The organism is Enhygromyxa salina, from assembly GCF_002994635.1.
In the GTDB taxonomy this organism is placed as follows: domain Bacteria; phylum Myxococcota_A; class Polyangia; order Nannocystales; family Nannocystaceae; genus Plesiocystis; species Plesiocystis salina_B.
In genome coordinates this window covers 1-20416 of record NZ_PVNL01000119.1, presented here as the reverse complement: position 1 = coordinate 20416, position 20416 = coordinate 1, and the positions used below count along the sequence as shown (strand labels likewise).

The 20416-nt window shown below is 68.3% G+C and carries 16 protein-coding genes; 10 read left to right on the top strand and 6 right to left on the bottom strand.

Translation table 11 applies throughout. From position 1 onward, the window contains the following. Window positions 1-2 precede the first annotated feature (2 nt). A complete protein-coding gene (locus tag ENSA7_RS30820) occupies window positions 3-3119 on the bottom strand; it encodes a serine/threonine-protein kinase (protein WP_106092976.1) in 3117 nt (1038 codons plus the stop codon). Window positions 3120-3322: 203 nt separating this feature from the next. On the opposite strand from ENSA7_RS30820, the gene hprK reads away from it, so the two are divergent. The 6 genes from hprK to ENSA7_RS30790 all read left to right on the top strand — a co-directional run bounded on the left by hprK (window position 3323) and on the right by ENSA7_RS30790 (window position 9421). Next, complete coding sequence (hprK, locus tag ENSA7_RS30815) at window positions 3323-4357, top strand: HPr(Ser) kinase/phosphatase (RefSeq protein WP_106092975.1); 1035 nt, start codon at window positions 3323-3325, stop codon at window positions 4355-4357. Next, on the top strand, window positions 4357-5244 hold the full coding sequence (rapZ, locus tag ENSA7_RS30810) for an RNase adapter RapZ (protein WP_106092974.1): 888 nt from the start codon (window positions 4357-4359) through the stop codon (window positions 5242-5244). The genes hprK and rapZ overlap by 1 nt, the downstream gene beginning before the upstream one ends. 462 nt (window positions 5245-5706) lie before the next feature. Beyond that, entirely contained in the window at window positions 5707-6168 is a 462-nt protein-coding gene (locus ENSA7_RS30805) for a PTS sugar transporter subunit IIA (protein ID WP_181234277.1), read from the top strand. A 41-nt stretch (window positions 6169-6209) separates the two neighbouring features. Further along, the gene (locus tag ENSA7_RS30800; protein WP_106092972.1) at window positions 6210-6485 is read left to right on the top strand and encodes an HPr family phosphocarrier protein; all 276 of its coding nucleotides are present in this window, start codon (window positions 6210-6212) and stop codon (window positions 6483-6485) included. 36 nt (window positions 6486-6521) lie between these two features. Beyond that, window positions 6522-8411 carry a phosphoenolpyruvate--protein phosphotransferase gene (gene ptsP / locus ENSA7_RS30795; RefSeq protein ID WP_106092971.1) on the top strand — a complete coding sequence of 630 codons (1890 nt, stop codon included), beginning with the start codon at window positions 6522-6524 and terminating at the stop codon, window positions 8409-8411. A gap of 5 nt (window positions 8412-8416) precedes the next feature. Then, window positions 8417-9421, top strand: coding sequence for an alpha/beta fold hydrolase (locus ENSA7_RS30790; protein ID WP_106092970.1), 1005 nt, complete (start codon window positions 8417-8419; stop codon window positions 9419-9421). Between the two features lie 10 nt (window positions 9422-9431). On the opposite strand, the gene ENSA7_RS30785 is transcribed toward ENSA7_RS30790, so the two are convergent. Next, on the bottom strand, window positions 9432-12611 hold the full coding sequence (locus tag ENSA7_RS30785) for a serine/threonine-protein kinase (RefSeq protein ID WP_106092969.1): 3180 nt from the start codon (window positions 12609-12611) through the stop codon (window positions 9432-9434). A gap of 196 nt (window positions 12612-12807) precedes the next feature. Here ENSA7_RS30785 and hemB point away from each other — a divergent pair, with 196 nt between their 5' ends. The 4 genes from hemB (at window position 12808) to ENSA7_RS30765 (ending at window position 17665) form a co-directional block, all read left to right on the top strand. Next, complete coding sequence (hemB, locus tag ENSA7_RS30780) at window positions 12808-13806, top strand: porphobilinogen synthase (RefSeq protein ID WP_106092968.1); 999 nt, start codon at window positions 12808-12810, stop codon at window positions 13804-13806. Beyond that, entirely contained in the window at window positions 13800-14342 is a 543-nt protein-coding gene (locus ENSA7_RS30775) for a thioredoxin domain-containing protein (RefSeq protein WP_106092967.1), read from the top strand. The genes hemB and ENSA7_RS30775 overlap by 7 nt, the downstream gene beginning before the upstream one ends. A 51-nt stretch (window positions 14343-14393) precedes the next feature. Continuing rightward, on the top strand, window positions 14394-16187 hold the full coding sequence (locus ENSA7_RS30770; RefSeq protein WP_106092966.1) for an AMP-dependent synthetase/ligase: 1794 nt from the start codon (window positions 14394-14396) through the stop codon (window positions 16185-16187). Window positions 16188-16273: 86 nt separating this feature from the next. Continuing rightward, on the top strand, window positions 16274-17665 hold the full coding sequence (locus ENSA7_RS30765; protein WP_106092965.1) for an NYN domain-containing protein: 1392 nt from the start codon (window positions 16274-16276) through the stop codon (window positions 17663-17665). Between the two features lie 6 nt (window positions 17666-17671). Here ENSA7_RS30765 and ENSA7_RS30760 read toward each other — a convergent pair whose 3' ends face one another. The 4 genes from ENSA7_RS30760 to ENSA7_RS45120 all read right to left on the bottom strand — a co-directional run. After that, window positions 17672-18307, bottom strand: a complete 636-nt coding sequence (locus ENSA7_RS30760; protein WP_106092964.1) for a glutathione peroxidase — start codon at window positions 18305-18307, stop codon at window positions 17672-17674. A 220-nt stretch (window positions 18308-18527) separates the two neighbouring features. Continuing rightward, window positions 18528-18953 (bottom strand): hypothetical protein, encoded by a 426-nt coding sequence (locus ENSA7_RS42675; RefSeq protein ID WP_146158324.1) that lies wholly within the window; start codon window positions 18951-18953, stop codon window positions 18528-18530. 29 nt (window positions 18954-18982) lie between these two features. Next, window positions 18983-19792 carry a hypothetical protein gene (locus ENSA7_RS44395; RefSeq protein WP_504823129.1) on the bottom strand — a complete coding sequence of 270 codons (810 nt, stop codon included), beginning with the start codon at window positions 19790-19792 and terminating at the stop codon, window positions 18983-18985. A 410-nt stretch (window positions 19793-20202) separates the two neighbouring features. Continuing rightward, the coding region (locus ENSA7_RS45120; RefSeq protein WP_219908090.1) for a hypothetical protein at window positions 20203-20416 on the bottom strand (214 nt) is incomplete at its 5' end.

Below are 20416 nucleotides of genomic sequence, written 5' to 3'. Positions count from 1 at the left end.
CGTCAGTCCGGTCGAGCCGCCAGCGGCTCGCAAGCCTGCGCGTGGGGGATCCAGTTGGGTCCGGCCGCGCGTAGCTTGACCAGCCCCTCGCGCGCCAGCTCGCGCGGGGGTGGGTCTTCACCGTCTTCGGGTCCAGCTTCGAGCACGTCGCTCTCGATTCGGGCGCGCGCGAGCAGGCACTCGGCCTCGCCGAGCTCGCCGGGATCCCCGACCTCGGCACGGATCGCTCGCGCGCGGGTGAGCGGCTCGAGGGCCGAGTCAGGCTGACCGAGCGCGAGCAGCCCCTGACCGATGCCGATCAACGAGTACGCGGTGTACGGGTGCGTGGGTCCGACGCTGGCCTCGCAGATCGCGAGCGCGCGGCGATCATGCTCGAGCCCGCCGCGCGCGTCACCCTCGGCGCGCGCGATCAGGCCGAGGTTGTTGAGGATGATCGCGACGATCAGGTGCTCTGGCCCGCGCTCGCGCTCGGCCGCGAGCTGCGCCCGCTCGCACATGCTGCGGGCCTGCGCGAGCTCGCCGAGCTTGTAGAGCGTGAAGCACAGGCTGTTCCCGGTGTTGATGCCGAGCTTCGACTGCAGCGTCGCCGTCTGCCCGCTGCGCTCGAGGATCATCTCGAAGCGCTCGCGGGCTTCGAGGTGATCGCCGCGCAGATCATGGATCTGAGCCACCGCCTCCAGCGTCGGAAGCGTCCTCGCGTGGGCGATCCCGAAGGCTGCTTCGGCGATGCTCTGCATTCGTCGTCCGTCGATCAGCGCGTCGTCGAGCGCCCCGGCCTGCTGCGCCAGCAGCATGCGGGCGCGCAGCGGCCCGAGCAACAACGGGTGCATGGGGTCGAGGACGCGCTCGAACACCCCGACCACTGCGTCGAGCTGCGTGCCGGCCTCGGCGAGCTGGCCCGCTTCACCCAGCGCGATCACCAGGGCCAGGCGCACCTCGGCCGTGCGCAGCTGCTCGGTCCCGTAGGTCTGCTCGGACAGGGTCACGGCCTCCCGCTGCTGCTCGATCGCTTCGAGGTAGTGGGTGTTGCGGCTGAGCACCAGGCCCAGCGAGCGCCGCCGCTCGATCTCGGCGTCCGCCGGCTGGCCGTTGCGACGAGACAGCCCGGCGGCGACCGTCGACCAGCGCCGCGCGAGCTCGAGCCCCTGCTCGTTGGGGCCGAAATTGTCGGCCTGGATCAGCGCCAGCGCGGTGTCGAGCGCGAGCCGATCATGGCCGAGTCCGAGGGCCAGTTCATGGGCGCGCAACAAGTGGGCGCGCTCGCGCTCGCGGTTGCCGGAGATCCCGGCGAAGCCGGCCTCGGCGCCAACGAGCTCGGCCAGCAGCGGCTCGTAGCCGATCCGCTCAGCTTGCTCACGCACCCGCGCCAGCTCGGCCTCGAGCCCATTTAGGCGCTCGGCCTCGAGCCGCGCCTGCACACGCGCGAGCGCCTCCCGAAGCCCGCGCACTGGCTCGAGCAGCTCGGCGCTCGGCGCTTCGATCGCCCGCAGCGCCTCGACGTCGGCGCAGCTGTCCAGCGTCGGCAGCGTCGTGACCAGGCGCGGGGCCTCGCTCACGAGCTCCGCGTCTGCCTGCCCGAGCAGCGCGACGAACGCCTGGACCTGCTCGAGCCGCTGCCCGAGGCAGGCCATGCGCAGATCGTAGAGCTCGGACGACTGCTCGTGCCGGGTCGCGCACGTGGTGGCGTAGTACGCCGCCCACTCGCGCGACCACAGGTCGAGCCCGACGCTGACCGCCGCGAGGCTGGTGTCGGCGTAGCTCAGCTCGAGCGCGCCGAACGAGCGCGCGAGCGCGGCCCGTGGCTCGGGCCCCCACGCGTCGGCGATCCGGGCGCGGCCTTTCTCGCAGACGTCGATCGGCTGGGGTTCACCGCTGGTCACGAGCCACGCGGCCGACGCCGCGGCCAGGCCCGCCGCGACCAGGATCGCCAGCAACCACGGCCATCGATGGAGCTGGTCTCGCGGCGCCTCGACAGCCAGCGCGTCGAGCAGGCCGCGCATGTCGGCGAAGCGCTCGTTCGGCTCGCGCGAGAGCCCACGCATGATCGCGCGACCGATGCTCGCTGGCACCGGGCTGTCTCGTGGTGGCGGACGCGGCTCACCGAGCGTCACGGCTGTGATGATCTCGAACAGGCGAGCTCCAGCGAACGGCGGATAGCCGTAGAGGGCCTCGTAGAGCGCGACACAAAACGAGAATTGATCCGAGCGAGCGTCGGCGGGGCTGCGCTGAAATTGCTCGGGCGACATGTAGCGCGGGGTTCCGACCAGCGCGCCCGCCCGAGTCAGCGGCGCGGTGCCGCGACCGCGACCGGGGGTCGGGTGCGCCCCAGCTGGGGTCGTGACGCCGGTCGCCGCGTGAGTCGAGCCCCCGACCGTGAGATCTGGATCGAGCGAGCTGAGCTCGGCCTCCGGCGCTCGGTCGTGCGCGTCTACCTGGGCTTCGTCGTCCTCGGGTGGGCCGGCGGGCCCGGGCGCCGAGCCGTCGTGGGTCGGTCGAACCAGCCCAAAATCGGCGACGAGCACCCGCTCGTCGGTCCCGATGAGCACGTTGTCGGGCTTGAAGTCGCGATGCACGAGCCCGGCGAGATGGGCGGCGGCCAAGCCCTCCCCGGCCGCGCGGAACAGCTCGAGGATCCGCTCCCAGCTGCGCGCCTCGCTGTTGAGCCAGCGCCGCAGGGTCATCCCGTCGACGTACTCCATCGCGATCCAGACCGACTCGCCGTGGCTACCGACGTCGAACACCGACACGACGTTCGGGTGCGAGAGCCGGGCCATCGCCTGGGCCTCGCGCTGCAGTCGATCGTGGGCGTCGGCGCTGCCTCGATCCGCGCGCACCAGCTTGAGCGCGACGCGACGGTCGAGCGTGGGATCCCAGGCGGCGTAGACCACCCCCATCCCACCGAGGCCGATCTGCTCGAGCACGACGAACCGAGCGATCTTGTCAGGCGCGATCTCGGGCCCACCCGACTTCGCGCCCGCGACTGGGCCCGACGCGTCGCGCGTGTGGGTCACACCGAGCGAGTCGTCCGACCCAGGCCCACCGACCGAGCCGAACTCCGAGCCGAACTCCGAGCCAGTGGGCGCAAGCGTCGCGTCCTCACGCGTGGGCTCATTTCGCACCCGGCGAGTCTAATACCTCCCGGGACCTCGCCGGGCCTCCCGGGCGCAGTCATTCCCGCGCGATGGCCGTTATTTTCCCGCTGCGAGTCAGCGTCCAGCCGAGTACCACTCGCCAAGCCATGCAGACGGCCGCGGTCGGCGAGCTGCCGAGACGTCTGCGCGGTCTGATGTAACCCCCGCGTCGTTCGTGCCACCCTTGCGCCATGCGCCGCGACGCCGCCGTGGAGGTCAGCCGTCTGATCGCCGAGGACTCGGCCTCCCTCCAGCTCGAGACCCTGTCCGACTGGGGTGGGCTCGACCGCCTGCTGACCCGACCCCGAATTCAAAAGCCCGGGCTCGCGCTGTCGGGCTTCGTCAAGCACGTCTACGGCGATCGCCTGCAGGTCTTGGGGCTGACCGAGGTCGACTACCTGCTCAGCATCGGTGAGGCCGAGGCGCGCGCCGGGCTCGAGTCCTACTGCAAGCGCAAGCTCGCGGCGATGGCCCTGACCCGCGGGCTCGAGCCGCCGCCGCCGCTGATGGAGCTGGCCCGCGCGCACGGGATCCCGGTGCTGCGCACGCCGCTGATGACCTCGAGCTTCATCTCGCGGGTGACCCGGCGGCTCGAGGAGTTGTTGTCCCCGCGCGCGAACATCCACGGCGTGCTGGTCGACGTGCTCGGGGTCGGGTTGCTGTTGATCGGACGCAGCGGCGTGGGCAAGAGCGAGGCGGCGCTCGACCTGGTGCTGCGCGGCCATCGACTCGTCGCCGACGACGTCGTCGAGGTCACGATCCGCCCACCCGACACGATCTGGGGCGCGGCCACCCAGCTGCACCAGCACCACATGGAGATCCGCGGCATGGGGATCCTCAACATCACGCACCTGTTCGGGGTCGCGGCCGTGCGCGACAACAAGAAGATCGAGGTCGTGGTCGAGCTCTCGGATCTGCACGAGGACGACTACGATCGGCTCGGGACCGAGAACAACAACTGGCCGATCCTGGGCGTGGACATCCCGCTGGTCCGGATCCCGCTGCGAGCCGGTCGCAACATCTCGTCGTTGATCGAGGTCGTGGCCCGCAACCAGATCCTGAAGTTCCGCGGGATCGACTCGGCCCGCGAATTCCAGGAGAAGATCGCCACCCACATCGCGATGACAACCGGGACCGCGACCGCGACCGACGCCCCCGAGGAGGGCAGCCCCAAGCAGGTCTCGGGCCAGATCACCGGGCTGATCTCGCTCGGCGAGGTCGAGTGATGCAGCTGCTCGTGGTCACGGGGCTGTCGGGCGCGGGCAAGTCGACCTGCCTGCGCGCGCTCGAGGATCTGGGCTACTACTGCGTCGACAATTTGCCGGTCCCGATGCTGCCGGCGCTCGTCGAGATCAAGACCTCGGACCATGGGCCGCGGCGGCTCGCGATTGGGGTCGACGCCCGGGCCAACGAGCACCTGCACGCGTTCGCCAGCGTCCGCGAGCAGCTGCTCGCCGCCGGCCACTCGATCGAGGTGTTGTTCCTCGAGGCCCCCGACGCGGTCGTCGTCCGGCGGTTCTCGGAGACCCGTCGGCGTCACCCGATGAGCGAGCTGGGCGAGCTCGGCATGGCGATCCGGATCGAGCGCGAGCGCCTCCGCGAGCTGCGGGCCCTGGCCGACTCGGTGATCGACACCGAGAACCTGTCGTCGCGCCAGCTTCGCCAGCTGGTCCGCGATCGCTACGCGACCCACGGCGGGGTGCTGCATCTGGTCCTGATGTCGTTCGGGTTCAAGAACGGGCTGCCGAGCGAGGCCGACCTGGTGTTCGACGCCCGGTTCCTGCACAACCCATTCGACGTGCCCGAGCTGCGCGCCCGCGGTGGGTTTGACGACGCCGTCCGCGACTTCGTGCTCGAGCAAGACGACGCCAAGCAGCTGCTCGAGCGGATCGAGTCGTGGCTGCGCTTTCAGGTGCCCCGCACGATCAGCGAGGGCCGCTCGTACCTGACCGTGGCGCTGGGCTGCACGGGCGGGCAACACCGCTCGGTCGCGCTGACCGAGGCGCTGCACCAGCGCCTGTCCGCGACGTCGGTCGCCTCGCCCGCGCCCGTGCTCGCGGTCCGCCACCGCGATCTCGCCCAGGCGCTGGCCGACACCGCCCACCTGTCCTGAGTGCACGCGTGTCGCGCGGCACGGTGTCACCCTCGGCGGCAGGAGTCGATGCGACGACACAAGAGCCGCCGTGCCCGCCCAAGCCCCACGTCGATGACAAGACGAACACGACAGCGACAAGCCTTGCGGAACCAAAGACAAGCACGAACAGGCCAAATTCACGCCAGGGCGGCCAGCGCGAACGCCACTTCGGCCGGCCACGCCGCTCGTCATGCGGCCTCTCCCGCTCGGGTCTGCAGACTGCGCGGCCTCGTGGGGCACAGGCCCTAAACGCCCCAGACCCGCTCCTAAATGCTGTTCACGGCCGCCTGTAGCCATCGCGGTCATGTCGCACAGAGGCAGCAAAGTTGCGCTTTCTTCCGGGCGGATGCAGCATCTGCGCAGGTCATGCCAGCCGACGGCGTAGCTTCGTTTCACCCAGGCGCGCGCAGCGATAGCGCGGCGGCGAAGTGTGGAGTTGTGGTGATCGGTCACGGCGGCACCGCCTCCGCGCTGCTCGCCGCTGCTCGCGACATCATCCCCGGGGACGGCCTCGCCGATGTGCTCGCGATCGACGCTGGTGTCGGTGAGACCGCCGAGCTCAAGCTGCGCGTGTGTGCGGCTGTCGATGAGGTCGACGAAGGCCGCGGTATCTTGCTGATCGCCGATCTCATGGGCTCGAGCCCGTGCATGTGCGGGATCAAGAACAGCCTCGGGCACGGATTCGCGCTGGTCACCGGGCTCAACCTGGCCATGCTCACCAAGCTCGCCCTCGCCGACCGACGCAGCAGCCCGCGCGAGCTCGCCAACGCGTGCGCTGGCTCGGCTCAGCGCTCGGTCTGTGTCAAGATCAACGACGAGTCCAGCCAGGCAACCCAACCCGAAGCTCAGCCCGGAGCCCAGCCCGGAGCCCAGGCCCAGCCCGCGAAGTGCTCGACCGGCTGAGTCACTCCGTTCACTCGCCATCCTCGCCGCAGCCATCAACCATGGGTCGAACCAAGTCGAGTGAGCTAGAGATCGTCAACCCGCTCGGGCTTCACGCTCGCGCTGCGGCCAAGCTGGTCGGCCTGGCCAACAAGTACGAGTCCGAGGTCTGGATCGGCAAGGACGGCCAGGAGGTCAACGGCAAGAGCATCCTCGGGGTGTTGATGCTCGCCTGCGGCCAGGGCTCCCGGATCTCGCTGCGGGTCGAGGGCAAGGACGCCGACAAGGCACACGGAGCCCTCGCCGACCTGGTCGGCGCCGGCTTCGGCGAGATCTGATCGGCCAGATCTCGGTCCTGCTAGTATCCCCGCTCGATGGTCCCCACCGAACGCGACAGCCCCGAGCCTCGCGAGCAGCGCGAGAGCTCGACGGTTCGCGACGTCGCACCGCCTGGCACGCTCGAGCGGCGGGGCGACGGGGTCAGCCCGGGGCTCGGGCTGGGCCCCGCGTATGTCGTTGATCGTCGCGAGGTCAACGTCCCGCACACCCACATCGAGCGCGACGCGGTCGACGACGAGATCAAGCGGTTCCGGACGGCGCTGCGCGGCGCCCAAGATCAGCTCGAGACGATCAAGGGTCGCCTGACCCACGGCGAGCACCGCCAGATCCTCAAGGCCCAGCAGATGATGCTGCGCGATCCAGACCTGATCCAGCGGACCGAGGCGCTGATCAAGACCGATCTCATCAACGCCGAGTGGGCCGTGAGCCGCTCGGTCGATCAGATCCGCGAGACCCTGGCCAAGGCCAGCGTCGAGCTGTTTCGTGAGCGGCAGTTCGACGTCGCGTTCATGGGCGAGCGGCTGATCACCACGCTTGGCGGCGAGGAGCGCGACGCGATCACGCCACCCGAGGGCTCGGTCGTCGTCGCCCATGATCTCAACCCAGCCGACACCGCGCAGCTGGCCCGCTACAAGGTCGCCGGGCTGGTCACCGAGGAGGGCGGGCAGACCTCGCACACGGCGATCATCGCCCGCGCCCTGCAGATCCCCGCGGTCGTCGGCGTCGATGACCTGCTCGCGGCCGTCGCCACCGGCGACACCGTGATCGTCGACGGCGTGCACGGGCTCGTCCACATTCGGCCCAGCCAGGCGCAGATCGACGCGCTCGAGCTGGAGGTCGAGCGCTACGTCGCGTTCGAGCAGGAATTCCAGAAAGAGCACGCGCTCCCGGCCCAGTCGGACGACGGCGAGACCGTGCACCTGCGAGCCAACCTCGCGCTCGACGAGGAGTGCGAGGTCGCCCGCCGGTTTGGCGCCGAGGGCGTCGGCCTGTATCGCACCGAGTTCATGTTCATGAACCGCGAGAACGCCCCCAGCGAAGAGGAGCACTACCGCAGCGCCAAGGCGCTGCTGCAGCGCTGGGCCCCCCACCCGGTCCGCATCCGTACATTTGATCTTGGCTCCGACAAGCAGTGCCCCGCGTTCGCAACCGGCGAGGTCGAGGCCAACCCGGCGATGGGCCTGCGCTCGATGCGGCTGGCGCTGCGGCGGCGCGATCAGTTCTTGGCCCAGCTGCGAGGGCTGATGCGAGCGGCGCTCCACGGGCCCGTGCAGATCATGCTGCCGCTGGTCAGCGGGCTCGAGGAGCTCGCGGCCGGGCGCGAGGCGTTTGACGAGGCCCGCGCGCAGCTGGTCGAGCAGGGCATGCCCCACGCCGACCACGTATCGGTCGGCGTGATGATCGAGGTGCCCTCGGCGGCCGTGATCGCCGATCTGATCGCTCGACACGTCGACTTCATGAGCATCGGGACCAACGACCTGATCCAATACACCCTCGCAATCGACCGTGAGAACGACGAGGTCAACTACCTGTACGAGCCGCTGCACCCCGCGATCCTGCGGCTGATCAAGATCACCTGTGACGCGGGCGAGAAGGCCGGCATCCCGGTCTCACTTTGCGGCGAGATGGCCTCGGATCCGCGCTACACTTGGGTGCTCGTGGGCCTCGGGCTGCGCGAGCTGTCGATGCAGGCGTCGGCGATCCCGGTCATCAAGAACATCATCCGCTCGTCCAGCCTCGACGAGATGCAGGCGCTGGCTGCCGCCGTGCTCGACTGCGAGACCGCCGTCGACGCCCGTCGGCTGGTCATGCAGGCGATCAGCGGGCGGTTTGGCGAGCACCTGCAGCACACCGCGGGCATGAGCCTCGACGAGGACCAGCAACTCGCGGCCGCGGCGGCGGAGCGGCTCGTGGTCGAGGCCTGAGGGACATGAACACCCATCTCGACGCGATCACCGAGGCCCCGGCCGCGCTGCCCGAGGATCGCTCGCGGCTGGTGTCGATGGCGCCGGGCCGGCTGTGGGTCCAGGACGTCGGTCCGCTGGCGCCTGTCACCGCGGCCCCCCCTGGCAGCGATCAGCCCGCGCTGCTGATGCTGCACTCGCTGTTGGTCACCGGCTGGGACTTTCGCTTCCTCGCCGAGTCGATCGCCACCGAGCAGAGCCGCCGGGTGCTGTGCCCTGATCTGTTTGGGTGCGGCAATTCGGATCGTCCCGACGCCCTCGACACGGTTGGCTACGGGTTCGCGTGGCACGCCGAGCTGCTCGCGCGCATGCTCGATCGCCTCGAGGTCCCGTGCGTCGACGTGATCGCCCACGGCTACGGCGGCGGCGCGGCGATCCACCTCGCGCACCGGCTCGAGCACCGCCACAGCCAGCACCGCGTGCGGCTGCGGCGGCTGATCTTGATCGCCCCGCACTGCCTGCCCGTCGAGACCCCGATCGCGCTGCCGGGCCCGATGCCGCGGATCCGCCGGGCCTGGAGCTGGGTCGGGTTTGCGCCGCTGGTGTTTCGGACCGTGTTTCGTCGCAACGATCTACGCCGGTTCTTGCGGCGCTCGCTCAGCACTCCCGAGCTGCTCGACACCGAGCGCCTCGATGACGATGTCGACGTGTACTGGGATCGCCTGTGCCGTGACGGCGGGCTCGAGGCCGTCCAGGCCATGCTCGGGCAGCTCGATCAACTCCACGAGTTCGACCCCGACGGCGTCCGCGAGCGGCTGCATGCTGCGGCCGCTTCGATCACGAGTCCAACCATGATCGTGTGGGGGGATCGGGATGAGATCATTCCGACGGCGCTCGCGGTGCCGACCTCGAAGCTGTTTGCCGACGCCGAGCTGCGGATCATCGAAGGCTGCGGGCACGCGCCCCAGCGCGAGCGGCCCGAGGCGCTGCGCGAGGTGCTCGACAGCTTCGATCGGCGCATGCGGGGCTAGTGCTAGTGGCTCAGCGGTGCTCCGCCAACCACGCCACGCAGGTGTCCACTCGCTCTTGGTTCCCGAGCTGGGCGAATCCGTCCCGCGCCTGCTCGGCCAGCGCCCGCGCCCGCTCACGGTCACGCCCCTCGGCGGCTGGGGCGTCCCACAGCTCGGTCGCCAGCGCCAGCCGGGTCCTCGCCAGCTGTAGCGCCCAGCCGTCCTCGTTGGCCGCGAGCAACTCGACCGCCCGCTCGAACGCCGCGATCGCCCCCAGGTGATCCCCCGCGCCCGCCGCGGCGGTGCCGATTCGGGTGAGGATCGGCCCATGGTCGGGGCTGTCGCGTCCGATCGCGTGCTCGTTGATCGCCAGCGCTCGGTTCAGGACCTCGAGCGCGCCAGCGTAGTCTTTGAGATCCCCCCGCGTGCGCCCGAGGTTGGCGAGCTTCGTGACCAGCTCGGGGTGGTTGGGCCCCAGCGCCCGCTCCTCGATCTCCACCGCCTGCACGAGCCGCTGCTCGGCCGCCTCGAGCTGGCCTTCGAGGTGCAGCAAGATCGCAATGTTGTTGTGGCTCGCCGCCAGGTTGAGGTGCCCCTCGCCGTAGAGCTCGGTGTAGATCGTCAACGCGCGCTCGTAGAGCTCGCGCGCGCGGGCGTAGTCCCCCGCCCCGCGATGGATCAGCCCGAGGTTGTGGATCGTGTCGGCCTCGAGCCGACGCGTGATCGTGGGCGTGATCTCGATGATCCCGATCGCCCGCTCGATCAGCGCCCGGGCCTCGTCGTTGCGATCTTGCTCGAACAGCATCATCGCGAGCCGGTTGAGGGCGTCGACCAGCGAGGGGCGCGAGAGCTCGTCGACCTCGAAGATCGCAATTGCCTGCTCGAAGTACCGGGCCGCGGCCTCGCGCTCGCCCTTCTGCAGCATGATCGCGCCGAGCCCGGTGAGGCTCCTGCCGACCTGCGGGTGGTCTGGGCCCAAGCTGGCGCGGGCGAGCTCCAGCGCGCGTGTCTGCAGGGCCTGGGCCGCCTGATAGTCACCCTTGCCGAATTGCTTGTCGGCCAGCTGGGCCACCGCGTCGGCGACTCGCGGGTGCTCGGGTCCGAACGCGGCCTCGACGTCCGCGAGCGCCCGCTCGCCGTGCTCGATCGCCAGATCGAAGGTCTCGACCGCGCGCTCGACATCCGCGAGCCCGGCCTCGATCTCACCGCGCAGCAGGCCGAGGGGGTCGCTCGCGTGAGCCCGGGCGATCTCGGCGCTCTCCAGCCACAGCCGGGCCTCGGGCTGGCGCGAGGGCTGCCTGGCGATCATGCTGCCGAGCATCGCCCCGGCGCTCGACGCCTCGGCCCACAAGCCCGCGCGGGCGGCCTCACCGTAGGCCTGCGCGCCGAGGGGCTCGGCCTCCTCGATCTTGCCGGCGACCCGCAGCAGCGTGGCCTCGAAGCGCTGAGCCCGAACCGCGAGCGGGAGCCACGGCAGCTCCCGCGCGTCACGTTGGACCCCCCGGGCGAGCTCGATCGCGCCAGCATCGATCGCGTCGCCGCCGTCGAACCGCTCGGCCCCGGCGAGCCGCTCTTGCAAAGCCAAGACCTGCGGGCGCAAGGCTGGTGTCGGCGGCTCGACCATGTCCGCGAGCGCGCGCTCGTCCGTGCACACGATCGGCGACTGCAAGGCCGCCGCCAGCTGCACGGCGTACTGCACGTCGACGATCTCGGCCTGGCTCATGCGCTCGACCAGCGCGATCAGGGCCCCGCGACGTTGCTCGAGGCACCAGCTGGCGCGGTTTTGCGTGTCGAGATCCCAGCGCTCGTCCACGGTCGCGGCGGTGCAGGCGGCGTGGGCCTGCGCGCGCCAGCTCTCGCTGTAGGAGTCCAGCCACGGCAGCACCCGCTCGACGGTGGTCGGCGCGTAGCTCAGCTGCGTCGCCAGGATCCCCGCTCGCAGCGCGTCTCGAGCCGCGGGGTTCCAGCTCTCGTCGACCACGTCGCCGGCCGCGACGCAGGCCTGCTCGCGCTGCGCGAGGTCCCAGCGCTGGGCGCCGACGAACCCGGCCGCGAGCACCGCGACGCTCAGTCCCGCAGCTGCCCAGCGTCGTCGCTTGCGGCGAAGCTCGCCCGTACCGAGCGCCGCCAGCAGCTCCTCCATGCTCGCGTAGCGGTCGCGCGGATCGGTCGACAGCCCGCGCAGGACCACCGCGCGCAGCCACGCGGGCACCGAGATGTCGCCGTCGCGCGGGCCCTCGTCCATCCGGCCCTCGAGCACCGCCACCGACAGCTCGATCATCGACGCCCCAGAGAACGGCCGGCGACCGTAGAGCGCCTCGTACAGCGCGATGCAGAACCCAAACTGATCGCTGCGCGCCGTGGCTCGCTCGCCCGCGAATTGCTCTGGCGCCATGTAGGCCGGCGTGCCCAGCAGCGCGCCCGCCTGGGTCAGGTCCATCGTCTGGATCCGGCTCGAGCTGAGGCTGGGGTGCGAGCCCGTGCCCGATTTCTTGCTGGAGCCCCGACTTCGACTCGCACCAAAGCTCGAGAACAGCGCCTGGGTCATCGACAGCGACGGATGGCTGCCGGTCGTCGGTTCCTCGCCGGGCTCGGCCGTGTCGTCGGTCTCGATCCGAGCGAGCCCAAAGTCCATCACCCTCACCCGCCCGTCTTTGCCGATCATCACGTTGCCCGGCTTGACGTCGCGATGAACCAGGCCGACCGCGTGAACCGCCCCGAGTCCGCGACCAACATCCTCGAACACCGGGACCACCTCTCGCCACGGACGCGCGCGCTTGGGTCCGGCGCGCATCCACTGACCGAGCGTCTCGCCCTCGACGAACTCCATGGCCACGAACACGCTGCCCTGGTGAATCACCACGTCGTGGACCTTGACGACGTTGCGGTCGTCGAGCTTGGCCAGCGCCTGGGCCTCGCGCTCGAGCCGGATCCGCGCCGCGTCCAGACTGCCGCCGCCCGGGTGGATCCGCTTGAGCGCGACCTTGCGATCCAGGCGCGGATCGTAGGCCGCGAGCACCTCCCCCATCGCGCCCGCGCCCAGCTTGAACAGCACAGCATAGCGGCCGATCGTCGCAGGCGCCTCATTGCCCGCCGCGCCGCCCCCTCCCGTCCGACTGGGCGACTCGCCGCCCCCGTCGGAGATCATCGTGTCGTCCATGACCGACACCGATGCGGGCGCCGCAGTCGCGGCCAGGGTCTCTTCCACCATCACCGAACAAATTACCAGATCGACGCGCCATTGGTCCGCCGCGTTGGTGACCGTTGCAAATCAGCAGACCATGACCGATCACCAATAAGCGCAATATCACTCTCCGCTGCCAACGAGCCCCCCTGACTATCGCGCCGTCCGCAAGCGGGCCAGAAGCCTGGCCCGAGCTGACAAAAACAGCGTAGGCTCGGCCGCCATGGCCCGCCTCGACCTCACCGCCCGACCCCGCCGCAACCGCAAGAGCGCGGCGATCCGCGACGCCGTCCGCGAGACCTGGCTCGGACCGGAGCACTTCATCTACCCGCTGTTCATCCACGAGGGCGGCGACGACATCCCGATCACCTCGATGCCAGGCCGCTCGCGGCTGAGCCCCGACGGCCTGCTGCGCGAAGCTGAGCGCGCGGTGGCCCTGGATCTGCGCGCGCTGGTGCTGTTCCCCGCGATCGACGAGTCACTCAAGAGCGCCGACGGGCGCGAGGCTCACAACGACGAGGGCCTGATCCCGCGCACGATCCGGGCGCTCAAGCAACGTTGGCCCGAGCTCCTGGTCATCACCGACGTCGCCCTCGATCCCTACTCGAGCGATGGCCACGATGGGATCGTCGCCGCCGATGGTCGGATCCTCAACGACGCCACCGTCGAGGTCCTGGTCGAGCAGGCGCTGTGTCACGCGCGCGCGGGCGCGGACATCATCTCGCCCTCGGACATGATGGACGGGCGCGTGGGGGCGATCCGCGAGGCGCTCGACGACGCCAGCTTCACCGAGGTCTCGATCCTCGCGTACACGGCCAAGTACGCCTCGGCCTACTACGGCCCGTTCCGCGAGGCGCTCGACTCGGCCCCCAAGCACGGCGACAAGAAGACCTACCAGATGGATCCGGCCAACGTTCGCGAGGCCCTGCGCGAGGTCGAACTGGACGAGGACGAGGGCGCCGACATGGTCATGGTCAAGCCGGCCGGTCCATACCTGGATGTGATCCGAGCGGTCCGCGAGGCCACCCCGCTGCCGCTCGCCGCGTATCAGGTCAGCGGCGAGTACGCGATGCTCAAGGCCGCGTGCGAGCGCGGCTGGCTCGACGAGCGCAAAGCCGTGCTCGAGTCCTTGATAGCGATCCGCCGGGCCGGCGCCGACGTGATCCTGAGCTACTTCGCCCCGGAGGCCGCGACCTGGCTGCGCGAGGGTCGGCCATGGTGAGCATCTTCGTGCTCGGGATCGCGGGTCTGCTCATCGTGTTTGGGTTCGGCTCGCTGCTGTTTTGGCTGGTCACCCGCCCCCGCGCCCAGCAACTGAGCTCCGGCGCGTCCCCGGGCACGCCACCTCAGCAGATCGCCGCCCCGCGATCCGCCAGCTCCCACGTGGTCGTGCACTTGCGCGCCGGCACCCCGCTCGGATCCCTGCTGCGCGAGCACGCGAACACAGCCGAGGCTCACCGCCTGCGTCCGTTCTTGGAGTTCGGCGCGCGCTGGTGTCCGCCCTCGCGCATGTTCGGCGAGCTCCTGGACCAGCCACGCCTGCAGGCCGCGCTCGCGGGGGTCTACCTGATCCGCGCCGAGCTCGACGACTTCGTCAATGACCCGCGCACCAAGGAGCTGCGGGCTGTCTCGGTCCCCGTGTTCTACGAGCTCGACGCCGACGGCCAGTCCACGGGTCGCACCATCACGGGCGCAGCCTGGGGTGCCGATACGCTCGACAACATCAGCACGACGATGACTCGGTTCTTCGCTAGCTGAGTCCACGCCGGGGCTCCTGTCGACCCGGATTTCGTGGTAGGGGTTTCGGCGATGAGTGACGCCGCGATCCGGGATCGACCCCCTCAGACGGTCATGCAGCTGCTGGACACGGCGGCCGAGTCGTTCGGTTCTGCCCCAGCGCTGCGCGCCAAGTCCAGCTCGGGGGTCTGGCAGGACACGACCTGGACCAACTACCGCGCCGAGGTCCGCCGCGCGGCCAAGGGTCTGATCGCGCTGGGCCTCGAGCCTGGCAAGGGCGTGTCGATCATCGGCTTCAACTGCAAGCGCTGGCTGATCGGCGATCTCGGGGCGATCCATGCGGGCGGCGTCCCGGTTGGTATCTACACCACCAACTCGCCAGCGCAGTGCCAGTACATCGCGGGCCACAGCGACTCCAACATCGCGATCGTCGAGGACCACGAGCAGCTCGCCAAGTTCTTGGAGGTCCGAGAGGAGCTGCCCGAGCTCAAGGCGATCGTGCTGATGCGCGGCGAACACGAGGACGCGGGGGTCCACTCATGGGCGCAGATGCTCGAGCAAGGTGACGCGCTCGCTGACGCCAAGCTCGAAGAGCGCATCGCCGCGCAGACACCCGACGACATTTGCACGCTGATCTACACCTCAGGCACGACCGGCGAGCCCAAGGGCGTGATGCTCAGCCACGACAACGTGACGTGGACCTCGGCCTCGGCCGCCTCGGTGCTCGACGTCGAGGTCGGCGCGATGATGATCAGCTACCTGCCGCTGTCGCACATCGCCGAGCAGGTCGTCACCTTCTTCGTGCCCATGCAAAAGGGCCTGTGCACCAGCTTCGCCGAGAGCTTCGAGAAGCTCGGCGAGAACCTGGGCGAGGTCCGACCGCGCGTGTTCCTGGGTGTGCCGCGCGTGTGGGAGAAGATCCAGGCCAAGATGATGACCGCGGGCGCCCAGAACACCGGGCTCAAGAAGGCGATCGCCAAGTGGGCCCGCAAGGTCGGGGCTCAGGCGATCGAAAACCGTCAGCGCGGCGAGGCCCCGCCGCTCGCGTATGGAATCGCCGACAAGCTGGTGTTCTCCAAGGTCAGGCAGCGGCTCGGCCTCGATCGCAGCATCTTCAACATCACCTCCGCCGCGCCGATCTCGAAGGAGACGCTCGACTTCTTCGCCAGCTTGGGGGTCTTGATCAACGAGGTCTATGGCATGAGCGAGTGCACCGGGCCCGCGAGCATGTCGACGCCCAACAAGTTTCGGGTCGGCTGGGTTGGCTGGGCGCTCCCGGGCGCCGAGCTGAAGGTCGCCGAAGACGGCGAGCTGTGCATGCGCGGCCGCAACGTGTTCAAGGGCTACTACAAGAACCCCGAGGCGACCGCCGAGACCCTCGACGCCGACGGCTGGCTGCACTCCGGGGACATCGGGGAGAAATCCGGTGATTTCTACCGCATCACCGACCGCAAGAAAGACCTCTTGATCACCGCTGGCGGCGAGAACATCGCCCCACAGATGATCGAGGGCAAGCTCAAGAACATCGCGTGGATCAGCCAGGCCGTGGTCGTGGGTGATCGCATGCCGTTCTTGTCCGCGCTGCTCACGATCGACGAGGACAAGTTCGACGAGCTGATCAAGCAGACCGGCAGCACCAGCGAGACCCTCGAGGAGCTCACGCAAGATCCCAAGCTGCAGGACTTCATCATGGGCTCGCTGCAGCTGGTCAACGCCGAGCTCGCGCGGGTTCAGACCATCAAGAAGATCAAGATCCTCCCCCGCGACTTGACGATCGAGGGCGGCGAGATGACCCCAACGATGAAGATCAAGCGCAAGGCGATCAACGAGAAGTACAAGAGCGAGATCGCCTCGTTCTACGCCTGATCGCGCCAACAGCGGTCTCGAGTCAGGCCGCGAGCGGAACTAGCACGATGCGAGCCTGGCACGACTGAGGTATAGATATCTCAGCCATGCCTAGCGATCGCGTTGCGATGTTCATCGACTTCGAGAACCTGGTCTACGGGGTCGAGAACAACAACACGACCATCGACGGCGAACACGAACTCGACGTCGACATCCAGCGCGTGGTTCGGTTCGTGCGCGACGAAGGCCGGCTGGTGCTCGCCCGCGCCTACGCCGACTGGCGCAGCCCCGGCGTCCGCCAGCACCAGCAAGATCTCTACGTGCAGGGGATCGAGACCGTGCACGTGTTTGGTCGGCGCCACGGCTCGGAGATCAAGAACTCGGTCGACGTCGCCCTGGCTGTCGACGCGGTCAGGGCTCTGTACGAGCGCGAGTTCGACACCTTCGTGCTGATCAGCGGCGACCGGGACTTTCTCCCGTTGCTGCGGGTCGTGCGCGAACACGGCCATCGCATCATTGGCGTCTCGGTCCGCGAGTCGGCCTCGCGCGACCTCCCCAACCTGTGTGATCGCTTCGTCTACTACCGGGATCTGTGGCGGACCTGGGGCCCGGAAGAACAGCGCGAGACGCCGCGCAGCGCCGTTGAGATCCGCGATCTGGCCGTGTTCAAGGAGCACATGCGGCTGCTGCTCGCTGAAGAGGTCGGCGCGGGCGGCATCCTGGGGGCCACGCTCAAGCCCATGATCCGCAACCGCATCGACCCTGGGTTCGACGAGACACAATTCGGGTTCCTCAAGTTCTCGAAGCTGCTCGAGGCCATGCCCGAGATCGTCCGCATCGAGTACGCCACCGACGCCCACAGCCGCGACATCCGGGTATTTCCCGCCGAGCCCGGGGCCATGCACAGCCCCGACCCCATCGGTCCGCACGACCAATCCGACACGCCTCCGAGCGGCGCCGTGGTCACGCCGCCGCCCGTGCGCCCGTGGGAGCCCACCCCCGAGGCGTTCTTGAGCCGCGCCCGGGCTCGGCTCGCTCGCACGGGTCTGCACCTCGAGCTGCACCGACGCCACGCGATCCTCGAGTTCATTCATGCCGAGCTGCCGACCGGCGACGAATTCCGCAGCCAGGCCAGGATCCTCGAGCGGCTCGAAGAGCGCGCCGCCACCAGCTCCAACGACGAACTCGAGCACTCGACCGTGCGTCGCTACCTGTGGGCGCTCTATCAGTCGTGGGTGTTCGACATCAACCCGCCCGACCGCGGCCTCGATCACCTCGAGCGCGGGCTCCGGCTCAAGTCCGACTACCGCGAGCTCGACCGCCTGCGCCTGCGGGTCGAGCAGAGCTTGGTCTACAAGGTCTACGAGCTGCTGCCGCACGAGCCCGAGGACGCGCGCGCCCGGCTGTGCGCGCTGCTCGAGATCGACGACGAGCGCGCCGCGGAGCTGATCGAGCGCGTCGAAGAGTACCGACGCTCGCAGCAGCATCGCGGGCGCTGACCGGGCTCACGCGTCTGGCAGCACTTGCTCGAGCGCCGTGATCAACGTGGGGTCGAGCGGCGTGACCGGCGGCTCGAACCGGCGAACCACGCGACCCTGGGGATCGACCAGGAACTTGGTGAAGTTCCAGGCGATCTCGCCCTTGATGCCCTCCCCGGTCTGCTCGGTCAGCGTGCGATACAGCGGGTCCTTGTCGGCGCCCTTGGTGATTACCTTCTCGAACATCGGGAACTCGACCGCGTACTCGCTGTGGACGAACGCGTCGATCTGCTCGGGCGTGCCCGGCTCTTGTCCGCCGAAGTCGTTGGATGGGAACGCGATGACCTCGAATCCTCGGTCTTTGTACTTGCCGTAGAGTTCTTGGAGTTCTGCGTACTGGGGGGTGAAGCCGCACTCCGAGGCTGTGTTGACGACGAGCAGGGCTTTGCCGCGGTAGTCGGTCAGGTTCTTGGTGGTGCCGTCTAGGTCTAGGAGCTTGACCTGTTGGTTGAGTACGACGTCGTTCGGAGCGGGTGTTGGTGTGGCCTGGTTGGCAGCCGGCGATGCGGTGGTCGGGGTGACGCGCTCGGGCTGTTCGGCTGCGGGCGGGGTGCCCTCGCAGGCGAGCAGGCTGAGGGCGAGCAGGAAGTTGGTGGGGCGCATGGGGGTCGTGTACCTGACTGGTGGTGTTGGGTGAGCGTAGGGGGTGTGTGGCTGCTCACCGGGTATGGGAGCCTGCGACAGGTCGCTTGAGAGCCCACACGGGCCTCGGTACCCGGGTCATCGACATCGGCGCCAGCGAGGTCCAGACTCTGCGTCACCTATTCTCCCGCAGCCTAACCTGCGCGGCGTTCAGGGGCACTCATTTCGCGCGAACAGCCGATCAGGGCACCAAGTCCGCACCAGCAAAATCGGGGGTACCGTCATTTCCTGGGCGAGAGTGGCCATCAATATCGTTGCCAGGGTCACCGCTCATCCAACTTGCAGCAGTCTCAATACTTGGCGGATACATCGCGGGGTTGAGGTGGAAGTCAGCCTGCGCGTAGCCGGCAAACCACGACGTGTCAGGCATCTCCCCCAGAGATGTGTTCCCAGGGATGATCATTTCAAGCGCGTTGTCGGTAGCAGTCACATTCGGACAAGACATTTCATCTTCAGGCTGCCTCGACACCAGAAGGCTATTACGAAGATTCACACCACTCCCGTCGGCACAAACGAGTGCCGCCGATGCCGCCGCACCGCCAGCAAGAGTCGAGTATACAATACTCACTTCACCATCCACAACGCTCACCGCGTCAACGTCCGTCACGTTACCCCCAACGAAGCAGTTCTCGAGGGTCAGTGAACCGCCGCCAGCAACGACCACCCCCCACCGGGATTGTTCACGATCCGTGAACTCTCGACCCACGCCGCCCCCCCGTTCACACGGAATCCAGGAGCAGTGGAGAGCGAGATCTGTATCCCGCGCATGAACAACGTACCCGCCACGGCCACCGTAACAGCTGGATTACCGTTGAAGCCTCGAAGAATCGGCGCATCACCGACAGCCGCGAACATCGCCAATGTCCCTGTCACTGTGGTATCTTCTTGATAGGCGGCCTCTCCAATCAGCTCATGGATTACGATCACCGACTCATTCGGTGCATTCACAATCGCGGCCCCGACCGTACAATATGGCAGCGCTTCACTACCGTCCGCTGCGCCGCATATCACTCCATTATTTCCGTCGACATGCAGAATATTTGCAGGATCAAAACAATTGCCCTCAGCGAAATTGCATGCGCTATCGGAGCATTGTTCGTGATCGACACACCCAACACATACGTTGCCAGCCACGTCACAGATCGGTGTTGTCCCCGTGCAGGCGCTCTGAACATCTGCTGTACACTGCACGCACGCCGCCCCCTCGCACACTGGCATGTTAGGATCAGCCCCCGCGCACGAACCATCGGGATCCGCAGTTTCGTCGCAACCCACGCAGACACCATTGTCGAGATCACAAAATGGCATCATCGGCGCGGTGCAATCCTCATCCCCCATGCACGAAGTATCCCCGTCCCCATCACCATCGCCGTCCCCTTCGCCATCACCATCCCCAGGCGGATCCCCATCCCCGTCCCCGTCTCCATCCCCGTCGCCTTCAGCCATCCCGCTACACTCGGGCTCGTCCCGACCGTCGCAGTACCAGCACCCCTGCGGAATAACCTCGGTGCACCCATCCTCAGTCTTCTCATCCGCAGCCAGGCAGCTATTATCCGAGCAGTACGCCTCCGCCCAGTCCGAGTGCTGCTGCGCGCAGTACTCATCACCCCCGTTGTTGACGCAGTGTTCGGCGTTTGGCACCGAGCAACCTTGCAACGACGGGAGCGCCGCCCCAATGCTGAAGCCGGCGACGAGGGTGACCACGAGACGGTTACTCACCACCATATTGTCCGCAGCCACGCAGTGTTCGTCAAGTCGTCAATCGAGACCAGTACGCCGGGCGGCGACGCCTCTGACCAACCAACGCCGAGACTAGAGCACCACGGCGTAAAACGTCATTCCGTCAGCGACAGAATTCAGAACGCAAACCCCACCCCCCGTGGCTCCACTCGCGCTTTTGCACTCGAGTGCCCCTTCGTCCGCGCCTTCTTCCGCTTGCTCACGTCGACCGCAATCATCACCACGCCCGCTATCAATGCCGCGCCTCCGATCGAGAGCACTACATTCCCCGGCGTCCGATAGTCTTTGAAATCAAGTCGATTCTCGTCCACCGGCTCCACCCCCCCTTTC

Coding starts and splice junctions, on each gene's coding strand:
- ptsP (WP_106092971.1), top strand. CDS start 6,522: ATGGTCCCCACCGAACGCGACAGCCCCGAGCCTCGCGAGCAGCGCGAG.
- ENSA7_RS44395 (WP_504823129.1), bottom strand. CDS start 19,792: ATGGCTGAAGGCGACGGGGATGGAGACGGGGACGGGGATGGGGATCCG.
- ENSA7_RS30785 (WP_106092969.1), bottom strand. CDS start 12,611: ATGGTGGAAGAGACCCTGGCCGCGACTGCGGCGCCCGCATCGGTGTCG.
- hprK (WP_106092975.1), top strand. CDS start 3,323: ATGCGCCGCGACGCCGCCGTGGAGGTCAGCCGTCTGATCGCCGAGGAC.
- ENSA7_RS30775 (WP_106092967.1), top strand. CDS start 13,800: ATGGTGAGCATCTTCGTGCTCGGGATCGCGGGTCTGCTCATCGTGTTT.
- rapZ (WP_106092974.1), top strand. CDS start 4,357: ATGCAGCTGCTCGTGGTCACGGGGCTGTCGGGCGCGGGCAAGTCGACC.
- ENSA7_RS30765 (WP_106092965.1), top strand. CDS start 16,274: ATGCCTAGCGATCGCGTTGCGATGTTCATCGACTTCGAGAACCTGGTC.
- ENSA7_RS30790 (WP_106092970.1), top strand. CDS start 8,417: ATGAACACCCATCTCGACGCGATCACCGAGGCCCCGGCCGCGCTGCCC.
- ENSA7_RS30770 (WP_106092966.1), top strand. CDS start 14,394: ATGAGTGACGCCGCGATCCGGGATCGACCCCCTCAGACGGTCATGCAG.
- ENSA7_RS30800 (WP_106092972.1), top strand. CDS start 6,210: ATGGGTCGAACCAAGTCGAGTGAGCTAGAGATCGTCAACCCGCTCGGG.
- hemB (WP_106092968.1), top strand. CDS start 12,808: ATGGCCCGCCTCGACCTCACCGCCCGACCCCGCCGCAACCGCAAGAGC.
- ENSA7_RS30760 (WP_106092964.1), bottom strand. CDS start 18,307: ATGCGCCCCACCAACTTCCTGCTCGCCCTCAGCCTGCTCGCCTGCGAG.